This is a genomic window from Amycolatopsis japonica, assembly GCF_000732925.1.
GTDB lineage: Bacteria > Actinomycetota > Actinomycetes > Mycobacteriales > Pseudonocardiaceae > Amycolatopsis > Amycolatopsis japonica.
Genome location: NZ_CP008953.1, coordinates 6,827,841 through 6,848,745, shown reverse-complemented (window position 1 = coordinate 6,848,745; position 20,905 = coordinate 6,827,841). Strand labels below are relative to the sequence as shown.

Here is a 20,905-nt window from a genome sequence, read left to right as displayed (position 1 = left end):
AACCTGAGGAGAATCATGGTAGTTCCCTTGCCGCATCAGCGGATCCGGCTCGATCCGGCGCCGGAGCTCTCCGCGTTGCAAAAAGAAGGCCCCCTGCACCGGTACGACACGGAGACGGGGCTGAACGGCCGCAGGCAATGGTTGGTCACCGGATACGACGAGGTGCGCGAGATCCTCGCCGACGCCACCCGGTTCAGCTCGATGCGGCCGGTCGACGACGAGGCGGACCGGGCCCATCTGCCGGGCATCCTGCAGGCCTACGACCCGCCCGACCACACCCGCCTGCGTGGCACGGTGGCCGGGGCGTTCAGCGTCCGCCGGATCGAGCGGTTGCGGCCCCGGGTCGAGGAGATCATCGAGGAGGGCCTGGACGATCTGGAGAGCATGGGCTCGCCGATCGACTTCGTCCGGTACGCGGGCTGGCCCATGCCGGCGCTCATCGCGTGCGAGTTCCTCGGTGTCCCGCGCGACGACCAGGCCGATCTGTCGCGGATGATCCGCGACAGCCGGGAAAGCCGGATTCCCAAGCAGCGGGCCCAGTCGAGCCTCGGTGTCGTCAACTACTGCGAGAAGCTCGCGGCCCGCGAACGCCGTGATCCCGGTGACGAGCTGATCGGGTTCATCGCGCGTGAGCACGGCGACAAGGTCAGCGACGAGGAACTGTCGGGGCTCGCAGAGGCGATCCTGATCGTGGCCGTCGAGCAGATGGCCGCCCAGCTGGCCATGGCGGTGCTCCTGTTCGCGACGAACCCGGCCCAGCTGTCGCTGCTGCGCGAACGGCCGGAGCTCGTGGACAGCGCGACCGAGGAGGTCTTGCGCTTCCCGACGATCGTCGAGGCCCCTTCGCCGCGGACGGCGCTCGTCGACCTGGACATCGCCGGATACGAGATCCACGCCGGTGACGTGCTGACCTGCTCGATGCTGGCGGTCAACCGCACGCTCGGCGACAAGTTCGACATCACGCGGGAGAACAGCCCGGGGCATCTGGCCTTCGGGCACGGCATCCACCACTGTGTCGGCGCCCCGCTGGCCAGGCTCGAACTGCGGGTCGCGCTGCCGATCCTGGCCCGGCGGTTCCCCGGCCTGCGGCTGGCGGTGCCGGAGGAGGAACTGCGGTTCGTGGCCGGCAAACCCGCGCCGTTCAACATCGAGGAGCTCCCCGTTGAGTGGTGAGGACACGCGTCCGCTGCACATTCGCAGACAGGACCTCGATCCGGCGGACGAACTGCGTGCCGCCGGACCGCTGTCGAAGGTCACGGTGGGCACCGGCGCGGACGCCGAGACCATCTGGATGGCGGCGGGGCACTCCGTCGTGCGCCAGGTTTTGGGCGACCACAAGCGCTTCAGCACCCGGCGCCGGTGGCACGAGCAGGACGAGGTCGGCGGGGAAGGCATCTTCCGGCCGCAGGAGCTGGTCGGCAACCTGATGGACTACGACCCGCCCGAGCACACCCGGATGCGGCAGAAGCTGACGCCGGGGTTCACGCTGCGCAAGATGCGGCGCATGGAGCCGTACATCGAGCAGATCGTGTCGGAACGGCTCGATGCCATGGAGGACGAGGGTTCTCCCGCCGACGTGATCGAACTCGTCGCCGACGAGGTGCCGGGAGCCGTGCTGTGCGAACTGATCGGGGTGCCGCGTGACGACCGCGCCATGTTCCTCAAGCTGTGCCACGGACATCTCGACGCTTCGCTGAGCCAGCGGAGACGAGCGGCCGCGGGTGAGGCGTTCTCCCGCTACCTGCTGGCGATGATCGCCAGGAACCGCGAGGAACCCGGCGAGGGGCTGATCGGGGCGGTCGTCGCCGAACACGGTGACGAGGCCACCGACGAGGAGCTGAGAGGCTTCTGCGTGCAGGTGATGCTGGCCGGTGACGACAACATCTCCGGCATGATCGGCCTCGGCGTGCTGGCGTTGCTGCGGCATCCCGATCAGCTCGCCGCGGTGCGGGGCGACGGGCAGGCGGCGGACCGGGCGGTCGACGAGCTGATCCGGTATCTCACCGTGCCGTACGCCCCGACCCCCCGGACGGCGATGGAGGACGTCGCCATCGGGGACGAGGTGATCAAGGAGGGCGAGACCGTTCTGTGTTCGCTCCCCATGGCGAACCGCGATCCCGCGCTGGTGCCGGATCCGGACCGGCTCGATCTGACCCGCGAGCCCGTGCCGCATGTGGCGTTCGGGCACGGGATCCACCACTGTCTCGGCGCTTCGCTGGCGCGGCTCGAACTGCGCACGGTCTTCACGTCGCTGTGGCGGCGTTTTCCCGGCCTGAGGCTCGCGGATCCAGAGAAGGACACCATGTTCCGCCTCACCACACCGGCTTACGGGCTCACGAGCCTGATGGTCGAGTGGTGAGTACGCACTGAGCGTCCATGGCGGCGCTGGACGTCCCGCCCGATCGCGGATGAAGATTGCGGCGCGGCCCCGGGCCGGACCGCGATTCCTGGTCTATGAAGGAGCTTCCACTCGGTATGGAGCACGCAATCGACGAGGTCGCGCCGGCCGTGGAGCCGACCGCGAACTACATGATGAGGACGCACTGCGACCCGCACGAGGACATGTTCACGTTGCGGGAGAAGGGCCCCTTGGTCCGGATTCTCGGTGACGCGTCCACGCAGCTCGGCAAGGGCTATGTCTGGCAGGCACTCGGGTACGACGTCGTGCGCAAGATCCTGGGCGACCACGAGAACTTCACGACGCGCCCCCGGCTGACCGAGGCCGAAGCCGAACGGACGACCAACGGCGAAGACGTTCCCATGGCACCGCAGTTCGTCGGGCAGATCTCGACCTACGACCCGCCCGAGCACACGCGGCTGCGCCGGATGCTGACGCCGGAGTTCACCGTCCGGCGGATCCGCCGGCTGGAACCGGCGATCCAGGAACTCATCGACGAACGTCTCGACGAGGTCGAGGCCGAAGGCCCACCCGCTGACGTACAAGGACTTTTCGCCGATCCGGTGGGTGGCGGTGTCCTTTGTGAACTCCTCGGGATCCCGCGCGACGACCGCAACGAGTTCATCCGCCGCATCCGGCGCAACGTCGACCTCAGCCGCGGTTTCAAGGCGAGGGCCGCCGACAGCGCGGCGTTCAACCAGTATCTGCTCGGTCTCATCACCCGCCAGCGCAAGGATCCCGACGACGGTTTCCTCGGCATGCTGGTGCGCGAACACGGGGACAATGTCACCGACGACGAGCTGAAAGGCCTGTGCACGGCGCTGCTGCTCGGCGGTGTCGAGACCGTCGCGGGAATGCTGGGCTTCGGCGTGCTCGCGCTTCTGGACCACCCCGAACAGAAGCAGTTGCTCTTCGAAGGCCGTGAGCAGGCGGACCGGGTCGTCAACGAACTGCTGCGCTATCTCTCGCCGGTGCAGCAGCCGAATCCGCGGATGGCGCTCCGGGACGTCGTCGTCGGCGGACAGCTGATCAAGGCGGGGGATTACGTCCTCTGCTCGATCCTGATGGCCAACCGCGACGAAGCGCTGACGCCGAACCCGAACGTTCTCGACGCGCGGCGCCCGCCGGTTTCCGACGTCGGATTCGGGCACGGCATCCATTACTGCATCGGCGCCGCGATCGCGAGGTCGGTGCTGCGGATGGCGTATCAGTCGCTGTGGCAGCGATTCCCCGGGCTGCGCCTGGCGGTGTCCAACGACGAGGTCAAGCTCCGGAACGCGTTCATCGACTGCCCGGATCAGTTGCCGGTCACCTGGTAGAGGGGAAGCGCAATGCGCGTGTTGTTGTGGGCGTGTGGATCACGCGGCGACGTCGAACCGCTGGTCGCGTTGGCGGCGCGGTTGAAGGAATCCGGCGCGGAAGTGCGGGTGTGCGCGCCGCCGGACAGCGCCGAACGGCTGGCCGAGCTCGACGTGCCGCTGGTGCCGGTCCCCCGGCCGGACCGCGGGATGAACGACGGCGAGGGACGGGACCCCGAGCTCGCGGCCGCCGGGATCGCCGATCAGTTCGACCAGATGCCCGCCGTCGCCGAAGGCTGCGACGTCGTGGTGGCGACCGGTCTGCTGTCCGGCGCCGTCGCGGTGCGGTCGGTGGCCGAGAAGCTCGGAATCCCGTACTACTACGTCGCTTTGTGCCCGATCCACCTCCCGAGCCACCTCGAAGCGCCGCAGCGGGAGATGTACAACCAGGGCGCCGACGGCCTGTTCGGCGACGCGCTCAACGCCAAGCGTGCCGAGATCGGCCTGGCGCCGGTGAAGAACCTCTTCGACTACTGCTCCACCGAAAAGCCTTTGCTGGCGGCGGATCCGATCCTCGCGCCGCTGGAGCCGCGGCATGAGGCCGTGCAGACCGGCGCGTGGATCCTGCCCGACGAGCGGCCGCTTCCCGCGAACCTGGAGGCGTTCCTCGCCGCCGGAGCGCCGCCGGTGTACGTCGGTTTCGGCAGTTCGTCCGGCACCGCCGACGCGGCGAAGGTGGCCATCGAGGCCATCCGCGCGAAGGGCCACCGTGTGATCCTTTCCCGCGGCTGGGCCGGTTTGGACCTGCCCGAGGACGAGGCCGACTGCTTCGCCGTCGACGAGGTGAACCTGCAGGAGCTGTTCCGCCGGGTCGCCGTCTCCATCCACCACGACGGCACCGGCACGACCCATATCGCCACCCGGGCGGGCTCCCCGCAGATCATCGTGCGGTCGATCGTCGGCCAGCAGTACTACTCCGACCGGGTCGCCGAGCTGGGGATCGGGGTCGCCCTGGAGGGGCCGGCGCCGAGCTTCGAAGCCATGTCCGCCGCGCTCACCACGGCACTGGATCCCGAGACCCGGGCCAAGGCGATCGAGGTCGCCGAGACGACCAGCGCCGACGGGACCACGGTGGCCGTGGACCTGCTGCGTGACGCGGTCAGCCGCGAAAAGCCGTCGGTTCCCGCCTGACCTGAAAGAACGGGGAATTACGTGAAGCGCGTGTTGCTGGCGACGTCCGGAAGCCGCGGAGACGTCGAACCGCTGGTGGCGTTGGCGGTGCGGCTGCGGGAGGCGGGGGCCGAGGTGCGGATGGCCGCGCCGCCGGACTCCTCCGAGCGGCTGGCCGAGGTCGGTGTCCCGCTGGTGCCGGTCGGGCAGTCGACCCGCACGGCGATCAAGGACGCGAAACCGCCGTCGCCCGAGGACGGGCCGCGGCTTTCGGCCGAGGCGATGGCCGTCCAGTTCGCCGAGGTCCCGGCCGCCGCCGAGGGTTGTGACGTCGTGGTGACGACCGGGATGCTGGCCACCGCGGTCGCCGTCCGGTCGGTGGCCGAGAAGCTGGGCATCCCTTACTACTACGGGTTCTACTGCCCGCGCTTCATCCCGTCGCCGCACTACGCGCCGCCGCCTCCGCTGGGCGAGCCGCCCGCGCCGGAGGGGGCCGACAACCGCGCGTTGTGGGAGCGCAACAGCCGCAGCGCCCTCAGGCGGTTCGGCGAGCCGCTCAACGCCCAGCGGGCCGCGATCGGTCTGCCGCCGGTCGAGGACGTCTTCGGCTACGGCTTCACCGATCACCCGTTGCTCGCGGCCGACTCGTCGCTGGCCCCGCTGCAGCCGACGGATCTCGACGTCGTCCAGACCGGCGCTTGGACACTGCCCGACGTGCGGCCGCTTTCCGCGGAGCTGGAGGAGTTCCTCGCCGCGGGTCCGCCGCCGGTGTACGTCGGTTTCGGCAGCATGCGCGCCCCTGAGGAGGCCGCCAAGGTCGCCGTCGAAGCGGTGCGCGCCCACGGACACCGCGTGATCCTTTCCCGTGGCTGGGCCGATCTGGCGCTGATCGACGACCGGAGCGACTGTTTCGCGGCGGGGGAGGGCAACCAGCAGTTGCTGTTCGGCCGGGTCGCCGCGGCCGTCCATCACGGTGGCGCGGGGACGACGACCACGGCCACCCGGGCGGGTGTTCCGCAGGTCGTGGTCCCGCAGATCGCGGACCAGCCGTACTTCGCGGGCCGGGTGGCCGAGCTGGGCATCGGCGTGGCGCACGACGGCCCGACGCCGACCTTCGAATCCCTGTCCGCCGCGCTCGAGACGGCGCTCGCCCCGGAGGTCCGGGAGCGGGCGGCGGCCGTGGCGGGCACGGTCCGCACCGATGGGGCCGCCGTGGCCGCGAAATTCCTCCTCGACGCGGTCGACCGCGTTTCCGTCTGAACCAGGGGATACGAAATGCGTGTGTTGTTGTCGACGACCGGACTCCGCGGCGACGTCGAGCCGGTGGTCGCGCTGGCGGTGCGGTTGCGGGAACTCGGCACCGAGGTGCGGGTGTGCGCGCCGCCGGACACCGTGGAGCGGCTGACCGAGTTCGGCATCGAGGTCGTCCCGGTCGGGCAGTCGTTGCGCGCCATGATGGAGGGGATGGCGGAAGGGCCGGAACCCCGGCGTCCCGCCGACGAGCTCGCCGAGCAGTTCGACGCGGTCCCGGCGGCCGCCGAGGGCTGTGACGTGGTGCTGGCGACCGGCGTCCTCTCCGCCGCCATCGCCGTGCGGTCGGTGGCGGAAAGCCTGGGCATCCCGTACTTCTACGCCGCCTACTGCCCGATCTACCTGCCGTCGCCGTACTACCCGCCGCCGCTGTCGCGGGGCGACGGACGGCCGCCGGAGGAGGCGATGGACGACAACCGGGCGCTGTGGGACTTCTACACCGACGTCTTCTCCCAGCGCTACGCGGACGCGCTCAACGGCCGTCGCGCGGAGCTCGGCCTGGCGCCGGTGGGGAACCTCGTCGAATACGGTTTCACCGAACAGCCCTGGATGGCGGCGGATCCGGTCCTGGCCCCGCCTCGGCCGGAACTCGGCGCCGTCCAGACCGGCGCGTGGATTCTGCCCGACGAGCGGCCGCTTCCCACGGACCTGGAGGAGTTCCTCGCCGCGGGTCCGCCGCCGGTGTACGTCGGTTTCGGCAGCACGCCCGAGATCGCGGACACGGTGAAGCTGGCCGTCGAGGCGATCCGGGCGCAGGGGCACCGGGTGGTGCTCTCCCGTGGTTGGGCGGACATGGCGCTTCCCGACGACGGAGCCGACTGTTTCGCCGTCGGTGAAGTGAACCTGCAGGCGTTGTTCGGCCGCGTCGCCGCCGTCGTCCACCACGCCGGCGGGGGTACGACGACCGTGGCCGCGCGGGCGGGCGTCCCCCAGGTCGTGCTGCCGCAGATCACCGATCAGCCGTACTTCGCCGAGCAGGTGGCCGCGTTGGGCATCGGTGTGGCGTTCGAGGAGTTCGGCCCGGCCCCGACCTTCGGCTCGCTGTCCGCCGCGCTCGTCACCGCGCTCTCCCCGGAGACCCGTGCCCGGGCGAAGGCCGTCGCGGGCACGCTCCGCGGCGACGGGACGACCGTGGCCGCGGAGCGCCTGCGCGCCGCCGTCGGCCGCGTTTCCGTTTGACCATCAACCGACCAGGGTGAGGAACATGTCCGATCTGGCTGCAGCACCGCACGAGAACCGGCAGATGGCGCAGTGGTTCGGCGCCGACGCCGAACGGTACGACCGCGCCCGTCCCACCTATCCCGAGGCACTGGTCGACCGGATCGTCTCGTTGAGCCCCGGCAAGAGCTTCGTGGACGTCGGCTGCGGGACCGGTCTCTCGTCGCGCCCGTTCCAGGCGGCGGGATGCACGGTGCTCGGTGTCGAACCGGACGCGCGGATGGCGGAGGTCGCCCGCAGGCGTGGGCTCGACGTCGAGGTCGCCAAGTTCGAGGACTGGGACCCGGCGGGCCGCACCTTCGACGCGGTCACTTCGGGGACCGCGTGGCACTGGGTCGACCCGTTCGCGGGCGCGGCCAAGGTGGCGGACGTGCTCGTTCCCCAGGGGCTGATCGCGTTGTTCGACAACGGGTTCGAACTCCCGGAAGCCGTCATGACGGCACAGGGGGAGGCGTACCGGCACGCGATGCCGGACGTGAAGTTCGAACCTCCGTCCAAAAAGGACGAAGACGTCGAAGAGTACGTCGAGCAGATCTACGCCAAGCAGTACGTGAAGGCGGCCGAAGGCATCCTCCGCACCGGCGCGTTCACTCAGCCGGAGGAACTGCGGTTCGAGTGGTCGCGCGTCTGCACACGGGACGAATGGCTCGACCAGATCCCGACCCAGGGCGGGCTCAACCACCTCGCGGAAGACGCGCGTGCCCGGTTCCTGGCGTACCTCGGCTCGGCGATCGACGAGATCGGCGGCTCGTTCACCATCAACTACGCCACGGTCGGCATCGCCGCGGTCCGGCGCTGAAGCATCCAGGGGATACGAAATGCGCGTGCTGTTTTGGTCGTACGGAACCCGCGGCGAGATCGAACCGCTGCTGGCACTGGCACTCCGGTTGCGCGAGCAGGGCGACGAGGTACGGATGTGCGCCCCGCCGGACTACACCGCGCGGCTGGCCGAGGTCGGAGTGCCGCACGTCGTCGTCGGCAAGCCGGTGCTCGAAGAGGCGGGCGCGCTGGGCGGACCGCCCGAATCGCCCGAGGCCGCGATCGCGGGGATCGCCGAGCAGTTCGAGAAGATCCCGGCGGCCGCCGAGGGCTGTGACGCGGTGGTGGCGACCGGGCTGCTGTCGGGCGCGATCGGTGTCCGTTCGGTGGCCGAGAAACTGGGCATCCCGTACTTCTACGTCGTGCCTTCGCCGGTGCTCGTGCCGTCGCCCGAACACCGGGGGATGTACAACAACGGCGCCGACGGCATGTTCGGCGGCGCGCTGAACGAACTGCGCGCCGCGATCGGCCTCCCGCCGGTGAAGAACCTGTACGACTTCAGCAGCACCGACAAACCCTTCCTGGCGGCGGATCCCGTCCTGGCCCCGGCCGACGGCGGTGTCCGGACCGGTGCTTGGATCCACCCTGACGATCGGCCGCTTTCTGCGCGGCTGGAAGCGTTTCTCGCCGCGGGCGAGGCGCCGGTGTACGTCGGCTTCGGCTGCTCGCCCGCCCCCGCCGGCATCGCCAAGGTGGCCGTCGAGGCGATCCGCGCGCAGGGCCGCCGGGTCGTGCTTTCCACCGGCTGGGCCGGTTTGACGCTGCCCGACGACGGTGCCGACTGTCTGGCCGTCGGTGAGGAGAACCTGCAGGCGTTGTTCGGCAGGGTCGCCGCGGCCGTCCATCACGGCGGCACCGGGACGACGCATGTGGCGGCTCTGGCAGGCGTTCCGCAGATCGTGGTCCCGCAGATCGCGGATCATCCGCATTTCGCCGCCAAGGTGGCCGAACTGGGCATCGGCGTGGCGCACGACGGCCCGAACCCGACGGTCGATTCGTTGTCCGCCGCGCTCGTCACCGCGCTGGCGCCGGAAACCCGCGCCCGCGCGAAGGCCGTCGCCGGCACGATCCGCACCGACGGCACGACGGTGGCGGCACAGGCGCTGTCCAGGCTCGTCGGTTGAAGCGCGACAAGGCGGTGACCAAAATCAGCACCATGCCTCCACGCCGGCTGCTGGCGATCTCCCCGCATCTGGACGACGCGGTCCTTTCCTTCGGCGCCGGTCTCGCCCAGGCGGCGCGGGACGGCGCGGAGGTACTCGTCGACACCGTCTTCGCCGGAACGGCGCCACCTCCGTATTCCGCGGCGGCGGAGCGTATGCACGCGGTCTGGGGTCTTTCCCCGGAGGACGACGCGCCTCTCCATCGCCGGAACGAGGACATCGCCGCGCTCGCCCATCTCGGGCTGGCGTACCGGCACGGCCGGTTCCTCGACTCCATCTACCGGAGGCTGCCGGACGGCCGATGGCTCACGGATCACGTGGAGGGCGGGCAAAAGCTCGCTTTGGCCCAGGATTCACCGGGCGATGACGGTCTCGTCGCCGAGATCAAGGACGACATCGAGGCGATCGTCGCCGAATTCGAGCCGACGCTGATCGTCACGTGCGCGGCCGTCGTGGACCATCCCGACAACCTGGCCACCCGTGACGCCGCGTTGTCCGCCGCGCGTGCGATGAACGTTCCGATACGGCTGTGGGAAGACCTCCCGTATTCGATGTTCACTCCGGGAAAGGTCGAATTACCGCCCGGTTTCCACCTCGGGGGTTCCGAATTCGTTCCCGCGACCGCGGAGAATTGGAAACGGAAGAACGAAGCCGTGGAGTGTTATTCTTCCCAGCTGACGATGCTCAACGGCCGGAACAAGAATCTCTTCGCGAGGCTGGACGAGCACGCGCGGAAGAACTCACCGCGGGGCGGATTCGGCGAAACCATCTGGCCCGTTCTCGTCGACGAAGACAACGGTTAAGCGAGGTACCGGAGTGTCCGCAACACTCACTCATCTGCCGTCACCATCATTATCGGACGCCCCCGAGGGCGTGCGCGGCCGCTGGGCGTTCTGGCGTTCGCCCGCCGATCAGCCGCCGTGGGCGCGTCCGGCGCTGCTGGGCATCGCGTTCGTGGCGCTGGTCCTCTACGCCTGGAACCTGCCGAGGGTCGACTTCGCGCCGCTGTACTCGGACACGGCCAAGAGCATGTCCGAGAGCTGGAAGGCGTTCTTCTACGGCACCGTCGACCCGGGGGCCACGTACACGCTCGACAAACTCGCCGGATCGTTCGCGCCGCAGGCCATCTCGGCCAAGATCTTCGGCTACCACGAATGGTCGCTGGCGCTGCCGCAGGTGATCGAGGGCGTGATCTCGGTGCTGGTGATGTACCGGGTCGTGCGGCGCTGGGCGGGAGTGGTGCCCGGCCTGCTCGCCGCCGGCGTCTTCACCCTCACCCCGGTCCTCGCGTCGATGTTCGGGCACAGCATGCAGGACGGCCTGCTCACGATGTGCCTGGTCCTCGCCGTCGACGCCTACCAGCGCGCCGTGCTCGAGGCGCGGCTGAAGTGGCTGGTGCTGGCGGGTGTCTGGGTCGGGATCGGCTTCCAGGCGAAAATGGTGCAGGCGTGGATGATCCTGCCCGCGCTGGCCATCGGCTATCTGCTCACCGCCCCGGTCGAGCTGCGCCGCCGCGTGACGCATCTGGGCATCGCCGGTGTGGTGACGTTGGCGGTGTCGCTGTCGTGGATCGCGCTCTACACCTTCACCCCGGACAGCGCGCGGCCGCATGTCAGCGGCACGACGAACAACAGCGCGTTCGCCATGGTGTTCGGCTACAACGGTCTCGGCCGCATCGGTGTCCACCTGCCCGGCGCCGAGGACCCCAACGGCCGCGGCGGCCTGCCGTCGCTCGGGCCGGGCGGTCCCGGCGGCGGACCCGGTGACTTCCCCAGTGGTCCTGGTGGCCCTGGTGGTCCCGAGGGCGGTCCTGGTGACGGCCCCGGTGGCGGTCCTGGTGGGCCGGAAGGCGGCCCCGGGGATCCGCAAGGCCCCGGTGGCGGTCAGGGCCTCGACGAGAACGGGAACTTCGGGACCAAGCACCAAGACGAGCAGAACGGGAACCTCGGCCCGAAGGCCGACGGCGACCAGCCGCTCGGTCCGGGCGGCCCGCAGCCGGATCAGTCCAAAGTGGAGACACGGGCGGATCCGATGGGGGCGACCAAACTCCTCGACGGTCACCTCGGTGTCGCGATCGCCTGGCTGTTCCCGCTCGCCCTGCTGTCTCTGCTGTGCGGGCTCTGGTGGTGGCGCCGCGCCGAACGCACCGACCCGGTGCGCGGCGGGCTGGTGATGTGGGGCGTCTGGCTGGTGACCTTCCTCGTCGTCTTCAGCGCGAGCGACGTCGCGCACACCGCGTACGTCGCCTCGCTCGCTCCCGCGATCGCCGCCCTTTCCGGGCTCGGCATCGTGACCTTCTGGCGCGCCTACCGCAACGGCGGCAGGCAGGGCTGGATCCTGCCGATCGCGATCGCCGCGGAACTGGCCTGGGGCGCCTGGCTGTGGTCCCATTACCCGAACTTCCTGCCGTGGGCCAAATGGGGCACGCTCGTGCTCGGCGTCGCCGCCCTCGTCGTGCTGATCCTGGCGCGAGTGCGGGAAAGCGCGTCGAAATCCCTGGTCACGGCGGCGCTCGTGCTCGGGGTCGTGGCGATGATCGCCGCGCCCGCCACCTATGCCTTCTCCGTACTCCATCCCGATTACTCCGGCAGCTCTTTCGACGCCAATGCCGGACCGGCGTCCGGCTCCTTCTGAGGCGGGCCGGTGTCGTTCTCAACGTCTGCGGAAGTCTCCGCCGGCCGGAAAGGAAATCTGCCGATGCAGGAATCGCTCGACTCCACCGAGGTCCACCGTCGTTTCCAGCTGATCGCCAACGGCCCCGCGCTGTTCAACGCGGTGGTGTCCGGCATCGAGTTGGACATCTTCGACTTCCTGGAAGAGCGCGGCGGTGCCGACGCCGCGGCGCTCGGTGAGTTCACCGGCCTGGAGCCGCACAAGGTCCGCGTGCTGATGCTCGCGCTGACCACCTCGGGCCTGATCGAGAAGCGGGGTGTCGACTATGTGAACCACCCGGTCGCGACCGAGCTGCTCGCCACGACCGGGCCGGAGAGCTGGCAGCACATCCTGCTCAGCTGGAAGACCATCTACTACCCGGCGTTCGCGCGGATGACCTCCGCGCTGCGCGCCGGCACCAACGAGGCCCTCGACGCCCTCGAGGGCCCGGGCGACACGCTTTACGCGCGGCTCGGCAACGACCCGGAGAAGGCGCGGATCTTCTACACGGCGATGTCGGCGTTCTCGCTGCAGACGATGCCGGGACTGCTGGAGCACATCGACGTGAAGTCGTCGCGGCATCTGCTCGACGTCGGCGGCGGTGACGGCACCACGGCGGCGGCCCTGCTGAAGGCCAACCCCGGCCTCAAGGCCACCCTGCTCGACCTGGCCAGCAGCGTGGCGCTCGCCGAACAGCGGGTGCCCGCCGAGGTCACCGACCGGCTCACCCTGCACCCGGCCGACCTGCTGACGGACCCGTTCCCCAGCGGCACCGACCACGCCTTGTTCAGCCACGTCCTCGACACCTTCACGGCCGAGCAGTGTGTGATGTTGCTGGCGAAGGCGTACGAGGTGCTGCCGTCCGGCGGGAAGATCTCGATCTACGGGTTCGCGGCCGCGGACGACGAGACCGGCGGCCCGCTTTCGGCACGGCTTTCGTTGTACCTCAACATTCTCGCCACCGGGCGGGGGATGGCCTGGCCGCAGGCCGAGGCCGCGGCGTGGCTCAAGTCGGTCGGATGCGTCGACGTGCGCTCGGTCGAGTTGCCGTTCGAGCACGCGCTGGTGACCGGTACGAAGCCCTGACCTACGGCGGTTGGTGTCGCTAGAAGTACATGAAGGCCCCCTTCCTTGCGCTAGACGCAGTGAAGGGGGCCTTCATGTACTTCCGAGGGGCCGGGCGCGGGTCCGGGAAGGTTGCGAAAGCCACTTTCGCAACCTTCAACGTTGCGAAAGTGGCTTTCGCATCACGGATGTCGGGACCCGACGCAACCCAGACCGGCCGGAATGGGCTGAAGGGGCCCATCGCCGCATCAGACGCGGCGATGGGCCCCTTCACCTCAGCCGCAGCCCCCACCAGCACCCGGCGCACGAAGAAGCCCCCATCCTCACCAACGGATGGGGGCTTTTCGCGTGAAACGCTCAGGGAAGCCGCGGCTTGATCAACGCCGCGAGCCGCGCGACGCCCTCTTCGATCAGTTCCGGCGTGAGCAGGCTGATCGACAGCCGGAGCTGGTGGAATCCGCCCTTGCCGCCGTAGAAGTGGTGCATCGGGGTGAACAGCACGCCGTGTTCGCGGGCGGCGGTTTCGAGCAGTTCGTCGTCGACGACGAACGGCACCGTGACGGTGACGAAGAAACCACCCGTCGGCGTGTTCCAGCTGACGCCCTCGCACGAGCCGAGCCCGCGCTCCAGCGCGTCGAGCGTCAGCCGCAGGTTCCGTTGGTAGATGGCGATTTCCCGCGCGTTGGCCTTGGTGAGGCTGAAGTCGTTGAGCAGGAGCTTCCCGGCGATCACGGCTTGGGCGATGGGCGAGGTGTTCACCGTGAGCATGCCCTTGAGCTTCGAAAGCTGGTCGGCGAACAGGCCGCCGTCGGCCATCCGCTGGTCGGCCACCGCGAAACCGACCCGGGCGCCGGGCATGCCGGTCTTGGCGAAGGAACCGAGGTAGACCACGGATCCCGACCGGTCGAGGGATTTCAGCGAGGGCAGCCGCTCGGAGCCGAACAGGCCGTACGCGTTGTCCTCCAGGAGCAGGATGCCGTTCGATTCGGCGACGTCGAGGAGCCGGTGGCGCGAAGGCAGGTCCATGCTGGTGCCGGTGGGATTGGCGAAGTTGGGGGTCACGTAGCAGGCGCGCACCCGCTTGCCCTGCTCGTCAGCGCGCTTCAGCTGGAGGACGAGGTCGTCCGGATCGATGCCGTTCTCGTTCGACCGCACCGGCCACACGGGAGTGTCGGTGAGCAGCGCCGCCCCGGTCAGTCCGACGTAGGTGGGGGCGGGGGCGAGCAGCACGTCGCGCTCGCCCGCCCGCAGTGTGCGCAGGACCAGGAACATCGCCTCCTGCGCGCCCACCGTGACGACGACGGATTCCGGGGCGGCGTCGATGTTCTCGTCTTCGGCGAGGTTCTTGGCGATGAGATCGGCGATGACGCCCTTGGTGGTGCCGTATTGGAAGAGCGTGCGGGTCACCACGGCCTCGTCCATTTTCCGGTCGCGCCGGAGATGGTCGCAATAGGCGTCGAGGTAGGTGTGAATGAGCCGTATGTCGAAGAACTCTTCATACGGCCGGCCTGCCGCCATGGAAATGGCCACAGGGTATTCGTCGATCAGTTCGTTCAGCAGGTTCATCGACGAGATGGCCGGATCGGTGAGCGATCCGTGCAGCGTTTCCACGTTCAAGTGAGTGGACAGACCGTTTGAATCCATGAATACTAGGATTTCCACAGTCCGTCGGAGTGTCAAGAAGAGACGGTGGACGCCCCTTTTCCGGGAATTGTCCATTGCCGATGCTCTTTGACACCGGATCTTTCGAAGGTACGGTCGGATCCGCGCCACGTCTTGGCGCAGCAGCCCTTTTCCCTCAAGGAGCATCATGCTGATGACAACCGAGAACGGGATCCGGTTGTCCTACAACGATTGTGGCGACGGTCCGCCGGTCCTTCTGCTGACCGGCACCGGTGCGCCGAGTTCGGTGTGGGACCTGCATCAGGTGCCCGCGCTCCGCGCCGCCGGTTTCCGGGTGATCACGATGGACAATCGCGGGATCCCGCCGAGCGACGACGGCGCGGACGGATTCACCATCGATGACCTCGTCGCGGATGTGGCCGCCCTGATCGACTATCTGGACGCGGTGCCGTGCCGGATCGTCGGCACGTCGATGGGTTCCTATATCGCGCAAGAGGTCGCGCTCGCCCATCCGGAACTGCTGGAATCGGTCGTGCTGATGGCCGCCTGCGGCAAGAGCAGTCTCGTCCAGCGCGAGCTCGCCGAGGGTGAGGCGAAGCTGATCGAGCAGGGCATCGAGCTGCCGCCGGGTTTCCTCGCCGCGGTCCGCGCCATGCACAACCTGGGGCCCGCGACGCTCGCCGACGACGACCTCACCGGAGACTGGCTCGATCTGTTCGCGGCGGCGGGATCCTGGGGCCCGGGTGTCCGGTCGCAGCTGCTGCTGAGCGCGTTGCCGGATCGCCTCGCTTTCTACCAGGAGATCAAGGTGCCCTGTCACGTCGTCTCGTTCGAGCACGACCTCGTGGCGCCACCGGCGGCCGGGCTGGAGCTGGCTTCCGCGATCCCCGGCGCGACCTACCGCACGATTCCCGAGTGCGGGCATTTCGGCTACCTGGAGAACCCGGAAGCGGTGAACCGCGAGCTGATCCGGTTCCTCCGCACCGAATCGTCCGAGACACTGGGAGAGACCGTATGACCGTCCTTTCGGCGGCCACGACCCCCGCCCTGTTCGAGGCGACCGCAGCCGTGCTGCCGGATCGGCCTGCGGTGGCGATGGACAGCACCACCCTCACCTACGCCGAGCTGAACGGCGAGGCCAACCGGCTCGCCCGGCGGCTCGTCGCGCACGGAGTCGGCCCGGAGCGGCTCGTCGCGCTGGCGATGCCGAGGTCGATCGAGTTCGTCATCGCGATTCTGGCCGTGCACAAGGCAGGCGCGGCGTACGTGCCGGTCGATCCGGACTATCCGGAGGAACGCAAGCGGCAGATGCTGGACGACGCGGCGGCGCACTGCCTCTTGTGCCTGCCGGGGCAGGACGTGGCCGGTGCCCCCGTCATCCTGAGCGTGGCGCGGGAGCCTGGCCGGGAAGAGCCGAACCTGGGCGACGAAGACCGGATCGGTCCGTTGCGTCCCGGCCATCCCGCGTACGTCATCTACACCTCGGGCTCGACAGGGCGGCCGAAAGGCGTGCTGGTCACGCATCGCGGGATCCCGAACCTGGCCGACGACTACGTGCGCCGTCAGGAACTGGGGCCCGGCAGCAGGTTGCTGGCCTTCGCCTCGCCCAGCTTCGACGCCGCGGTCGCCGAATTCTGGCCGATCTGGCAGGCGGGTGGGTGTCTCGTCCTGGCTTCCGCGCCGGATCTGGTACCCGGTGAGCCCCTCTCCCGGCTGGTGCGCGACCAGCGGATCACCCATGTCACGTTGCCGCCGTCGGCGCTGGCGCCGCTGGAGGAGGCGGGCGGCCTCCCCGCCGGGCTGACGCTGCTGGTCGCCGGCGAGGCGTGCCCGGCCCCGGTCGCGAAACGCTGGGCCGTGGACCGCGTGATGATCAACGCCTACGGTCCGACCGAGACCACGGTGGCGGTCACCGCGAGCGAGCCGTTGACCGGGGAGGAGACGCCGCCGATCGGCAGGCCGATCACCGGTGTCCGTACCTATGTCCTGGACGACCGGCTGCGCCCCGTCGAGGACGGCGACGTCGGCGAGCTGTACGCGGTGGGGCCCGGTCTCGCCCGCGGCTACCTCCGAAGAGCGGCCGCGACCGCGGAACGGTTCCTGCCGGATCCCTTCGGTGGCCCGGGCGGGCGCATGTACCGCACGGGTGACCGGGTGCGGACGCGTCCGGACGGTCAGTACGTCTTCGTCGGCCGGGTCGACGACCAGCTGAAGGTGCGCGGCCACCGGATCGAACCGGGCGAGGTCGAAGCCGCCTTGCTGGCGGTGGACGGCGTGGCCCAGGCGGTGGTGACCGAGCACGAGAACAGGCTCGTCGCCTATGTGGTCGGCGCCGGTGGCGAACGCGTGCCCACCGAAAAACTCCTGACGCCGCTTCGTGAACAGCTGCCCGGATATCTGGTGCCCGACGTGGTCGTCGGTCTGCCGAGCCTGCCGGTCTCGCCCAACGGCAAGATCGACCGGGTCGCCCTGCCCACTCCCGAAGAGGAACACGCCGGACGCGCGGCCGGACGGGCACCGCTCACCCCCACGGAGATCATCCTCGCCGAGCTGTTCGCCGAAGTCCTCGGCGTCAGCACCGTCGGGGTGGAGGACAGCTTCTTCGAGATCGGCGGCCATTCGCTGCTCGCGACTCGCCTCGTGAGCCGGGTCCGCGAACGCTTGAAGATCCGGCTGAGGGTGCAGGCGTTCTTCGACGCCCCGACAGTGGCTCGACTCGCCAAGGTGCTCGACGGCGCACACACCTGACCTGGAGACCATTCATGCAGACGACGACAGCCGTCGACCTCGGCGATCCCGACCTGTACACGACCTTGGCCCGGCACGACCGGTGGCGCGAGTACGCGGCGGAAGACGCGATGGTGTGGAGCGGCCCGGGCAGCTCGCCCAGCGGGTTCTGGTCCGTGTTCTCGCATCAGGCGTGCGCGGCGGTGCTCGCGCCGTCGGCCCCGTTCACCTCCGAGTACGGGATGATGATCGGCTTCGACCGCGATCATCCCGACAACTCGGGCGGTCAGATGATGGTGGTCTCCGAACAGGACCAGCACCGGAAACTGCGCAAACTGGTGGGGCCGCTGCTTTCGCGGGCGGCGGCGCGGAAACTGTCGGAACGGGTGCGGACCGAGGTGACCGGCGTCCTCGACCGGGTGCTCGACGCCGAGGTGTGCGACGTGGCCGCGGCGATCGGCCCGCGGATCCCCGCCGCCGTCGTCTGCGAAATCCTCGGTGTGCCCGCCGAAGACCAGGACATGCTCATCGACCTGACGAACCACGCGTTCGGCGGCGAGGACGAACTGTTCGACGGGATGACGCCCCGTCAGGCGCACACCGAAATCCTCGTCTACTTCGACGAGCTGATCACCGCTCGCCGGGCGAGCCCCGGCGAGGATCTCGTCAGCACCCTGCTTTCCGACGACGAGCTCTCGATCGACGACGTCCTGCTCAACTGCGACAACGTGTTGATCGGCGGCAACGAGACCACGCGGCACGCGATCACCGGCGCGGTGCACGCTTTCGCCACCGTGCCGGGACTTCTGGCCCAGGTGCGGGACGGGGACGCCGACGTCGACACCGTCGTGGACGAGGTGCTGCGCTGGACTTCGCCCGCGATGCACGTGTTGCGGGTGACGACCGGCGAGGTCACGATCAACGGCCACGACCTCGAAGCCGGCACACCGGTGGTCGCGTGGCTTCCCGCCGCGAACCGGGATCCCGCCGTGTTCGACGAGCCGGACACGTTCCGGGCGGGGCGGAAACCCAACCGGCACATCGCTTTCGGGCACGGCATGCACCACTGTCTCGGGTCCGCGCTCGCGCGGATCGAGCTGGCGGTGGTGCTGCGGGAGGTGGCCGGGCGGGTGTCGCGGGTGGAGCTGGTGAAGGACCCGTCCTGGCTGCGGGCGGTCGTCGTACAGGGATACCGGGAGCTCCCGGTGCGGTTCACGGGCCGCTGACCCGACGTCCGTCCGATGTGGACCGAAGTGTCAAGCGGACACCATTGATGCGGAAATGGCTTCGCGCCATCCTGTGATTGAGGATTACATCTATTCCACGGAGGAATGTCTTGTCTTCTCACGAAAACACGCAGAATTTCGAGATCGACTATGTGGAAATGTATGTGGCCAACCTCGAGGTGGCCGCGTCCGGCTGGCTGGACAAGTACGACTTCTCCGTCACGGCCACCGACCGGTCGGCCGACCACCGGAGCGTGACGCTGCGGCACAGCGCGATCGCGCTGGTGCTGACCGAGCCGCTGTCGGACCGGCACCCCGGGGCGACCTACCTGCAGACCCACGGTGAAGGGGTGGCCGACATCGCGCTGCGTACCACCGACGTGGCCGCGGCCTTCGAAGCCGCGGTGAAGGCGGGAGCGAAACCCCTCCGCGAGCCGGAGAAGGGCGTGGACTCGGTCCTCACGGCGACCGTCAGCGGTTTCGGCGATGTCGTGCACACCCTGATCCAGAGCGACGTCGCCGAGGAGGCCCCGCGCGGCAAGGGCGGCGTGGAACTGGGCGTGATCGACCACTTCGCGGTGTGCCTGAACGCCGGCGATCTCGGCCCCACGGTGGCGTTCTACGAGCGCGCGCTCGGTTTCAAGCAGATCTTCGAAGAGCACATCGTGGTCGGTGCGCAGGCGATGAACTCGACCGTCGTGCAGAGCACGTCGGGCGCGGTCACGCTCACCCTGATCGAGCCGGACAAGACCGCCGACCCCGGCCAGATCGACGACTTCATCAAGGAGCACCACGGGTCCGGCGTCCAGCACATCGCCTTCACCAGCCCGGACGCGGTCCGCGCCGTCAAGGAGCTTTCCGCGCGTGGCGTGGAATTCCTGAAGACCCCGGACGCCTACTACGACCTGCTCGGTGAGCGGATCGAGCTGGAGACGCACTCGCTGGACGATCTGCGCGAGACGAAGCTGCTCGCCGACGAGGACCACGGCGGCCAGCTGTTCCAGATCTTCACCGCCTCCACGCATCCGCGTAAGACGATCTTCTTCGAGATCATCGAGCGGCAGGGCGCCGGAACGTTCGGCAGCTCCAACATCAAGGCCCTGTACGAAGCCGTGGAGCTGGAGCGCACCGGGCAGAGCAAGCTCGGCCCCGCCCGGCGATGACCCACCTCTGCCTGGACGACCTCGAACGTGCCGCACGGACGGCGCTGCCCGGCGAGATCTGGGACTTCCTCGCCGGGGGCAGCGGCGCCGAGGCGTCACTGGCGGCCAATCGCACCGCGCTGGACCGGATCTTCGTGATCCCCCGGATGCTGCGCGAGCTGACCGGCGGCACCACCGAGGCCGAGGTTCTCGGCCGGCGCGCTTCGCTCCCTGTGGCGGTCGCGCCGGTCGCGTACCAGCGGTTGTTCCATCCCGAAGGCGAACTCGCGGCGGCACGGGCGGCGCGTGACGCCGGGGTGCCGTACACCATCTGCACCCTGAGCAGTGTCCCGCTCGAGGAGATCGCGGTGGTAGGCGGACGGCCGTGGTTCCAGTTGTACTGGCTGCGCGACGAAAAGCGGTCACTGGAGCTCGTGCGCCGGGCGGAGGACGCAGGCTGCGAGGCGATCGTGTTCACCGTCGACGTGCCGTGGATGGGACGAAGGCTGCGGGACATGCGGAACGGGTTCGCGTTGCCGGAGTCGGTGACCGCGGCCAACTTCGACGCCGGTGCGGCCGCGCATCGCCGTACCGAAGGGCTTTCCGCCGTCGCCGACCACACCGCGCGGGAATTCGCCCCGGCCACTTGGGAATCCGTCGAGGCGGTCCGTGCGCACACGAACCTTCCGGTGGTGCTCAAGGGGATCCTCGCGGTCGAGGACGCGGTGCGCGCCGTCGACGCGGGAGCCACCGGGATCGTGGTGTCCAACCACGGAGGCCGTCAGTTGGACGGGGCCGTACCGGGGATCGCGATGCTGGAGGAGATCGCGGACGCCGTCTCCGGCGGCTGCGAAGTGTTGCTGGACGGCGGGATCCGGACCGGCGGGGACGTGCTCAAGGCGCTCGCCCTCGGCGCGTCGGGGGTACTGATCGGGCGGCCCTTCATGTGGGGGCTGGCCGCGGACGGCCAGGCGGGCGCCCGTCAGGTGCTCGACCTGCTCGCCGTCGAACTCCGGAACGCACTGGGCCTGGCGGGCTGCGACTCGGTGAGCGCGGCCCGCCGGTTGAGCACTCGGTACGAAAGGTGAGGTCC

17 protein-coding genes are annotated in these 20,905 nt (G+C 69.3%); 16 read left to right on the top strand and 1 reads right to left on the bottom strand.

Features of this window, described 5'->3' with window-relative positions:
* The first annotated feature begins 15 nt into the window (after window positions 1-15).
* The 11 genes from AJAP_RS31660 (at window position 16) to AJAP_RS31610 (ending at window position 13,115) form a co-directional block, all read left to right on the top strand.
* Complete coding sequence (locus AJAP_RS31660) at window positions 16-1,173, top strand: cytochrome P450 (RefSeq protein ID WP_038518271.1); 1,158 nt, start codon at window positions 16-18, stop codon at window positions 1,171-1,173.
* A complete protein-coding gene (locus tag AJAP_RS31655) occupies window positions 1,163-2,359 on the top strand; it encodes a cytochrome P450 (protein WP_038518269.1) in 1,197 nt (398 codons plus the stop codon). Before AJAP_RS31660 ends, AJAP_RS31655 begins: the two co-directional genes overlap by 11 nt.
* Window positions 2,360-2,475: 116 nt before the next feature.
* On the top strand, window positions 2,476-3,717 hold the full coding sequence (locus AJAP_RS31650; protein WP_038518266.1) for a cytochrome P450: 1,242 nt from the start codon (window positions 2,476-2,478) through the stop codon (window positions 3,715-3,717).
* 12 nt (window positions 3,718-3,729) lie between these two features.
* Window positions 3,730-4,887, top strand: coding sequence for a glycosyltransferase (locus tag AJAP_RS31645; protein ID WP_038518263.1), 1,158 nt, complete (start codon window positions 3,730-3,732; stop codon window positions 4,885-4,887).
* Between the two features lie 21 nt (window positions 4,888-4,908).
* Window positions 4,909-6,126, top strand: a complete 1,218-nt coding sequence (locus tag AJAP_RS31640; RefSeq protein WP_038518260.1) for a glycosyltransferase — start codon at window positions 4,909-4,911, stop codon at window positions 6,124-6,126.
* Window positions 6,127-6,141: 15 nt separating this feature from the next.
* Window positions 6,142-7,356: a glycosyltransferase gene (locus tag AJAP_RS31635; protein ID WP_038518257.1), complete on the top strand. Its 1,215-nt coding sequence runs from the start codon at window positions 6,142-6,144 to the stop codon at window positions 7,354-7,356.
* A gap of 25 nt (window positions 7,357-7,381) precedes the next feature.
* The gene (locus AJAP_RS31630; protein WP_038518254.1) at window positions 7,382-8,194 is read left to right on the top strand and encodes a class I SAM-dependent methyltransferase; all 813 of its coding nucleotides are present in this window, start codon (window positions 7,382-7,384) and stop codon (window positions 8,192-8,194) included.
* Between the two features lie 19 nt (window positions 8,195-8,213).
* Window positions 8,214-9,338 carry a glycosyltransferase gene (locus AJAP_RS31625; protein ID WP_038518252.1) on the top strand — a complete coding sequence of 375 codons (1,125 nt, stop codon included), beginning with the start codon at window positions 8,214-8,216 and terminating at the stop codon, window positions 9,336-9,338.
* A gap of 32 nt (window positions 9,339-9,370) precedes the next feature.
* The gene (locus AJAP_RS31620) at window positions 9,371-10,180 is read left to right on the top strand and encodes a PIG-L deacetylase family protein (protein ID WP_038524261.1); all 810 of its coding nucleotides are present in this window, start codon (window positions 9,371-9,373) and stop codon (window positions 10,178-10,180) included.
* 13 nt (window positions 10,181-10,193) lie between these two features.
* Complete coding sequence (locus tag AJAP_RS31615; RefSeq protein WP_084098404.1) at window positions 10,194-12,011, top strand: ArnT family glycosyltransferase; 1,818 nt, start codon at window positions 10,194-10,196, stop codon at window positions 12,009-12,011.
* Window positions 12,012-12,074: 63 nt separating this feature from the next.
* A complete protein-coding gene (locus tag AJAP_RS31610; protein ID WP_038518246.1) occupies window positions 12,075-13,115 on the top strand; it encodes a methyltransferase in 1,041 nt (346 codons plus the stop codon).
* Window positions 13,116-13,451: 336 nt separating this feature from the next.
* Here AJAP_RS31610 and AJAP_RS31600 read toward each other — a convergent pair whose 3' ends face one another.
* Window positions 13,452-14,738, bottom strand: a complete 1,287-nt coding sequence (locus AJAP_RS31600) for an aminotransferase-like domain-containing protein (RefSeq protein WP_038518240.1) — start codon at window positions 14,736-14,738, stop codon at window positions 13,452-13,454.
* Between the two features lie 166 nt (window positions 14,739-14,904).
* Between AJAP_RS31600 and AJAP_RS31595 the strand changes: the two genes are divergently transcribed.
* The 5 genes from AJAP_RS31595 to AJAP_RS31575 all read left to right on the top strand — a co-directional run bounded on the left by AJAP_RS31595 (window position 14,905) and on the right by AJAP_RS31575 (window position 20,900).
* A complete protein-coding gene (locus tag AJAP_RS31595) occupies window positions 14,905-15,735 on the top strand; it encodes an alpha/beta fold hydrolase (protein WP_038518236.1) in 831 nt (276 codons plus the stop codon).
* A complete protein-coding gene (locus AJAP_RS31590) occupies window positions 15,732-17,465 on the top strand; it encodes an amino acid adenylation domain-containing protein (protein WP_038518233.1) in 1,734 nt (577 codons plus the stop codon). The genes AJAP_RS31595 and AJAP_RS31590 overlap by 4 nt, the downstream gene beginning before the upstream one ends.
* 14 nt (window positions 17,466-17,479) lie before the next feature.
* Complete coding sequence (locus AJAP_RS31585) at window positions 17,480-18,670, top strand: cytochrome P450 (RefSeq protein ID WP_038518230.1); 1,191 nt, start codon at window positions 17,480-17,482, stop codon at window positions 18,668-18,670.
* A 110-nt stretch (window positions 18,671-18,780) separates the two neighbouring features.
* Window positions 18,781-19,833 (top strand): 4-hydroxyphenylpyruvate dioxygenase, encoded by a 1,053-nt coding sequence (gene hppD / locus AJAP_RS31580; RefSeq protein WP_038518227.1) that lies wholly within the window; start codon window positions 18,781-18,783, stop codon window positions 19,831-19,833.
* On the top strand, window positions 19,830-20,900 hold the full coding sequence (locus tag AJAP_RS31575; RefSeq protein WP_038518225.1) for an alpha-hydroxy acid oxidase: 1,071 nt from the start codon (window positions 19,830-19,832) through the stop codon (window positions 20,898-20,900). The genes hppD and AJAP_RS31575 overlap by 4 nt, the downstream gene beginning before the upstream one ends.
* Window positions 20,901-20,905 lie beyond the last annotated feature (5 nt).

What these genes read in the sequence shown, in the direction of transcription:
- AJAP_RS31620 (WP_038524261.1), top strand. Translation starts at nt 9,371, where the DNA reads ATGCCTCCACGCCGGCTGCTGGCGATCTCCCCGCATCTGGACGACGCG.
- AJAP_RS31630 (WP_038518254.1), top strand. Translation starts at nt 7,382, where the DNA reads ATGTCCGATCTGGCTGCAGCACCGCACGAGAACCGGCAGATGGCGCAG.
- AJAP_RS31595 (WP_038518236.1), top strand. Translation starts at nt 14,905, where the DNA reads ATGCTGATGACAACCGAGAACGGGATCCGGTTGTCCTACAACGATTGT.
- AJAP_RS31625 (WP_038518252.1), top strand. Translation starts at nt 8,214, where the DNA reads ATGCGCGTGCTGTTTTGGTCGTACGGAACCCGCGGCGAGATCGAACCG.
- AJAP_RS31585 (WP_038518230.1), top strand. Translation starts at nt 17,480, where the DNA reads ATGCAGACGACGACAGCCGTCGACCTCGGCGATCCCGACCTGTACACG.
- AJAP_RS31645 (WP_038518263.1), top strand. Translation starts at nt 3,730, where the DNA reads ATGCGCGTGTTGTTGTGGGCGTGTGGATCACGCGGCGACGTCGAACCG.
- AJAP_RS31590 (WP_038518233.1), top strand. Translation starts at nt 15,732, where the DNA reads ATGACCGTCCTTTCGGCGGCCACGACCCCCGCCCTGTTCGAGGCGACC.
- AJAP_RS31650 (WP_038518266.1), top strand. Translation starts at nt 2,476, where the DNA reads ATGGAGCACGCAATCGACGAGGTCGCGCCGGCCGTGGAGCCGACCGCG.
- AJAP_RS31610 (WP_038518246.1), top strand. Translation starts at nt 12,075, where the DNA reads ATGCAGGAATCGCTCGACTCCACCGAGGTCCACCGTCGTTTCCAGCTG.
- AJAP_RS31635 (WP_038518257.1), top strand. Translation starts at nt 6,142, where the DNA reads ATGCGTGTGTTGTTGTCGACGACCGGACTCCGCGGCGACGTCGAGCCG.
- AJAP_RS31575 (WP_038518225.1), top strand. Translation starts at nt 19,830, where the DNA reads ATGACCCACCTCTGCCTGGACGACCTCGAACGTGCCGCACGGACGGCG.
- AJAP_RS31660 (WP_038518271.1), top strand. Translation starts at nt 16, where the DNA reads ATGGTAGTTCCCTTGCCGCATCAGCGGATCCGGCTCGATCCGGCGCCG.
- AJAP_RS31600 (WP_038518240.1), bottom strand. Translation starts at nt 14,738, where the DNA reads ATGGATTCAAACGGTCTGTCCACTCACTTGAACGTGGAAACGCTGCAC.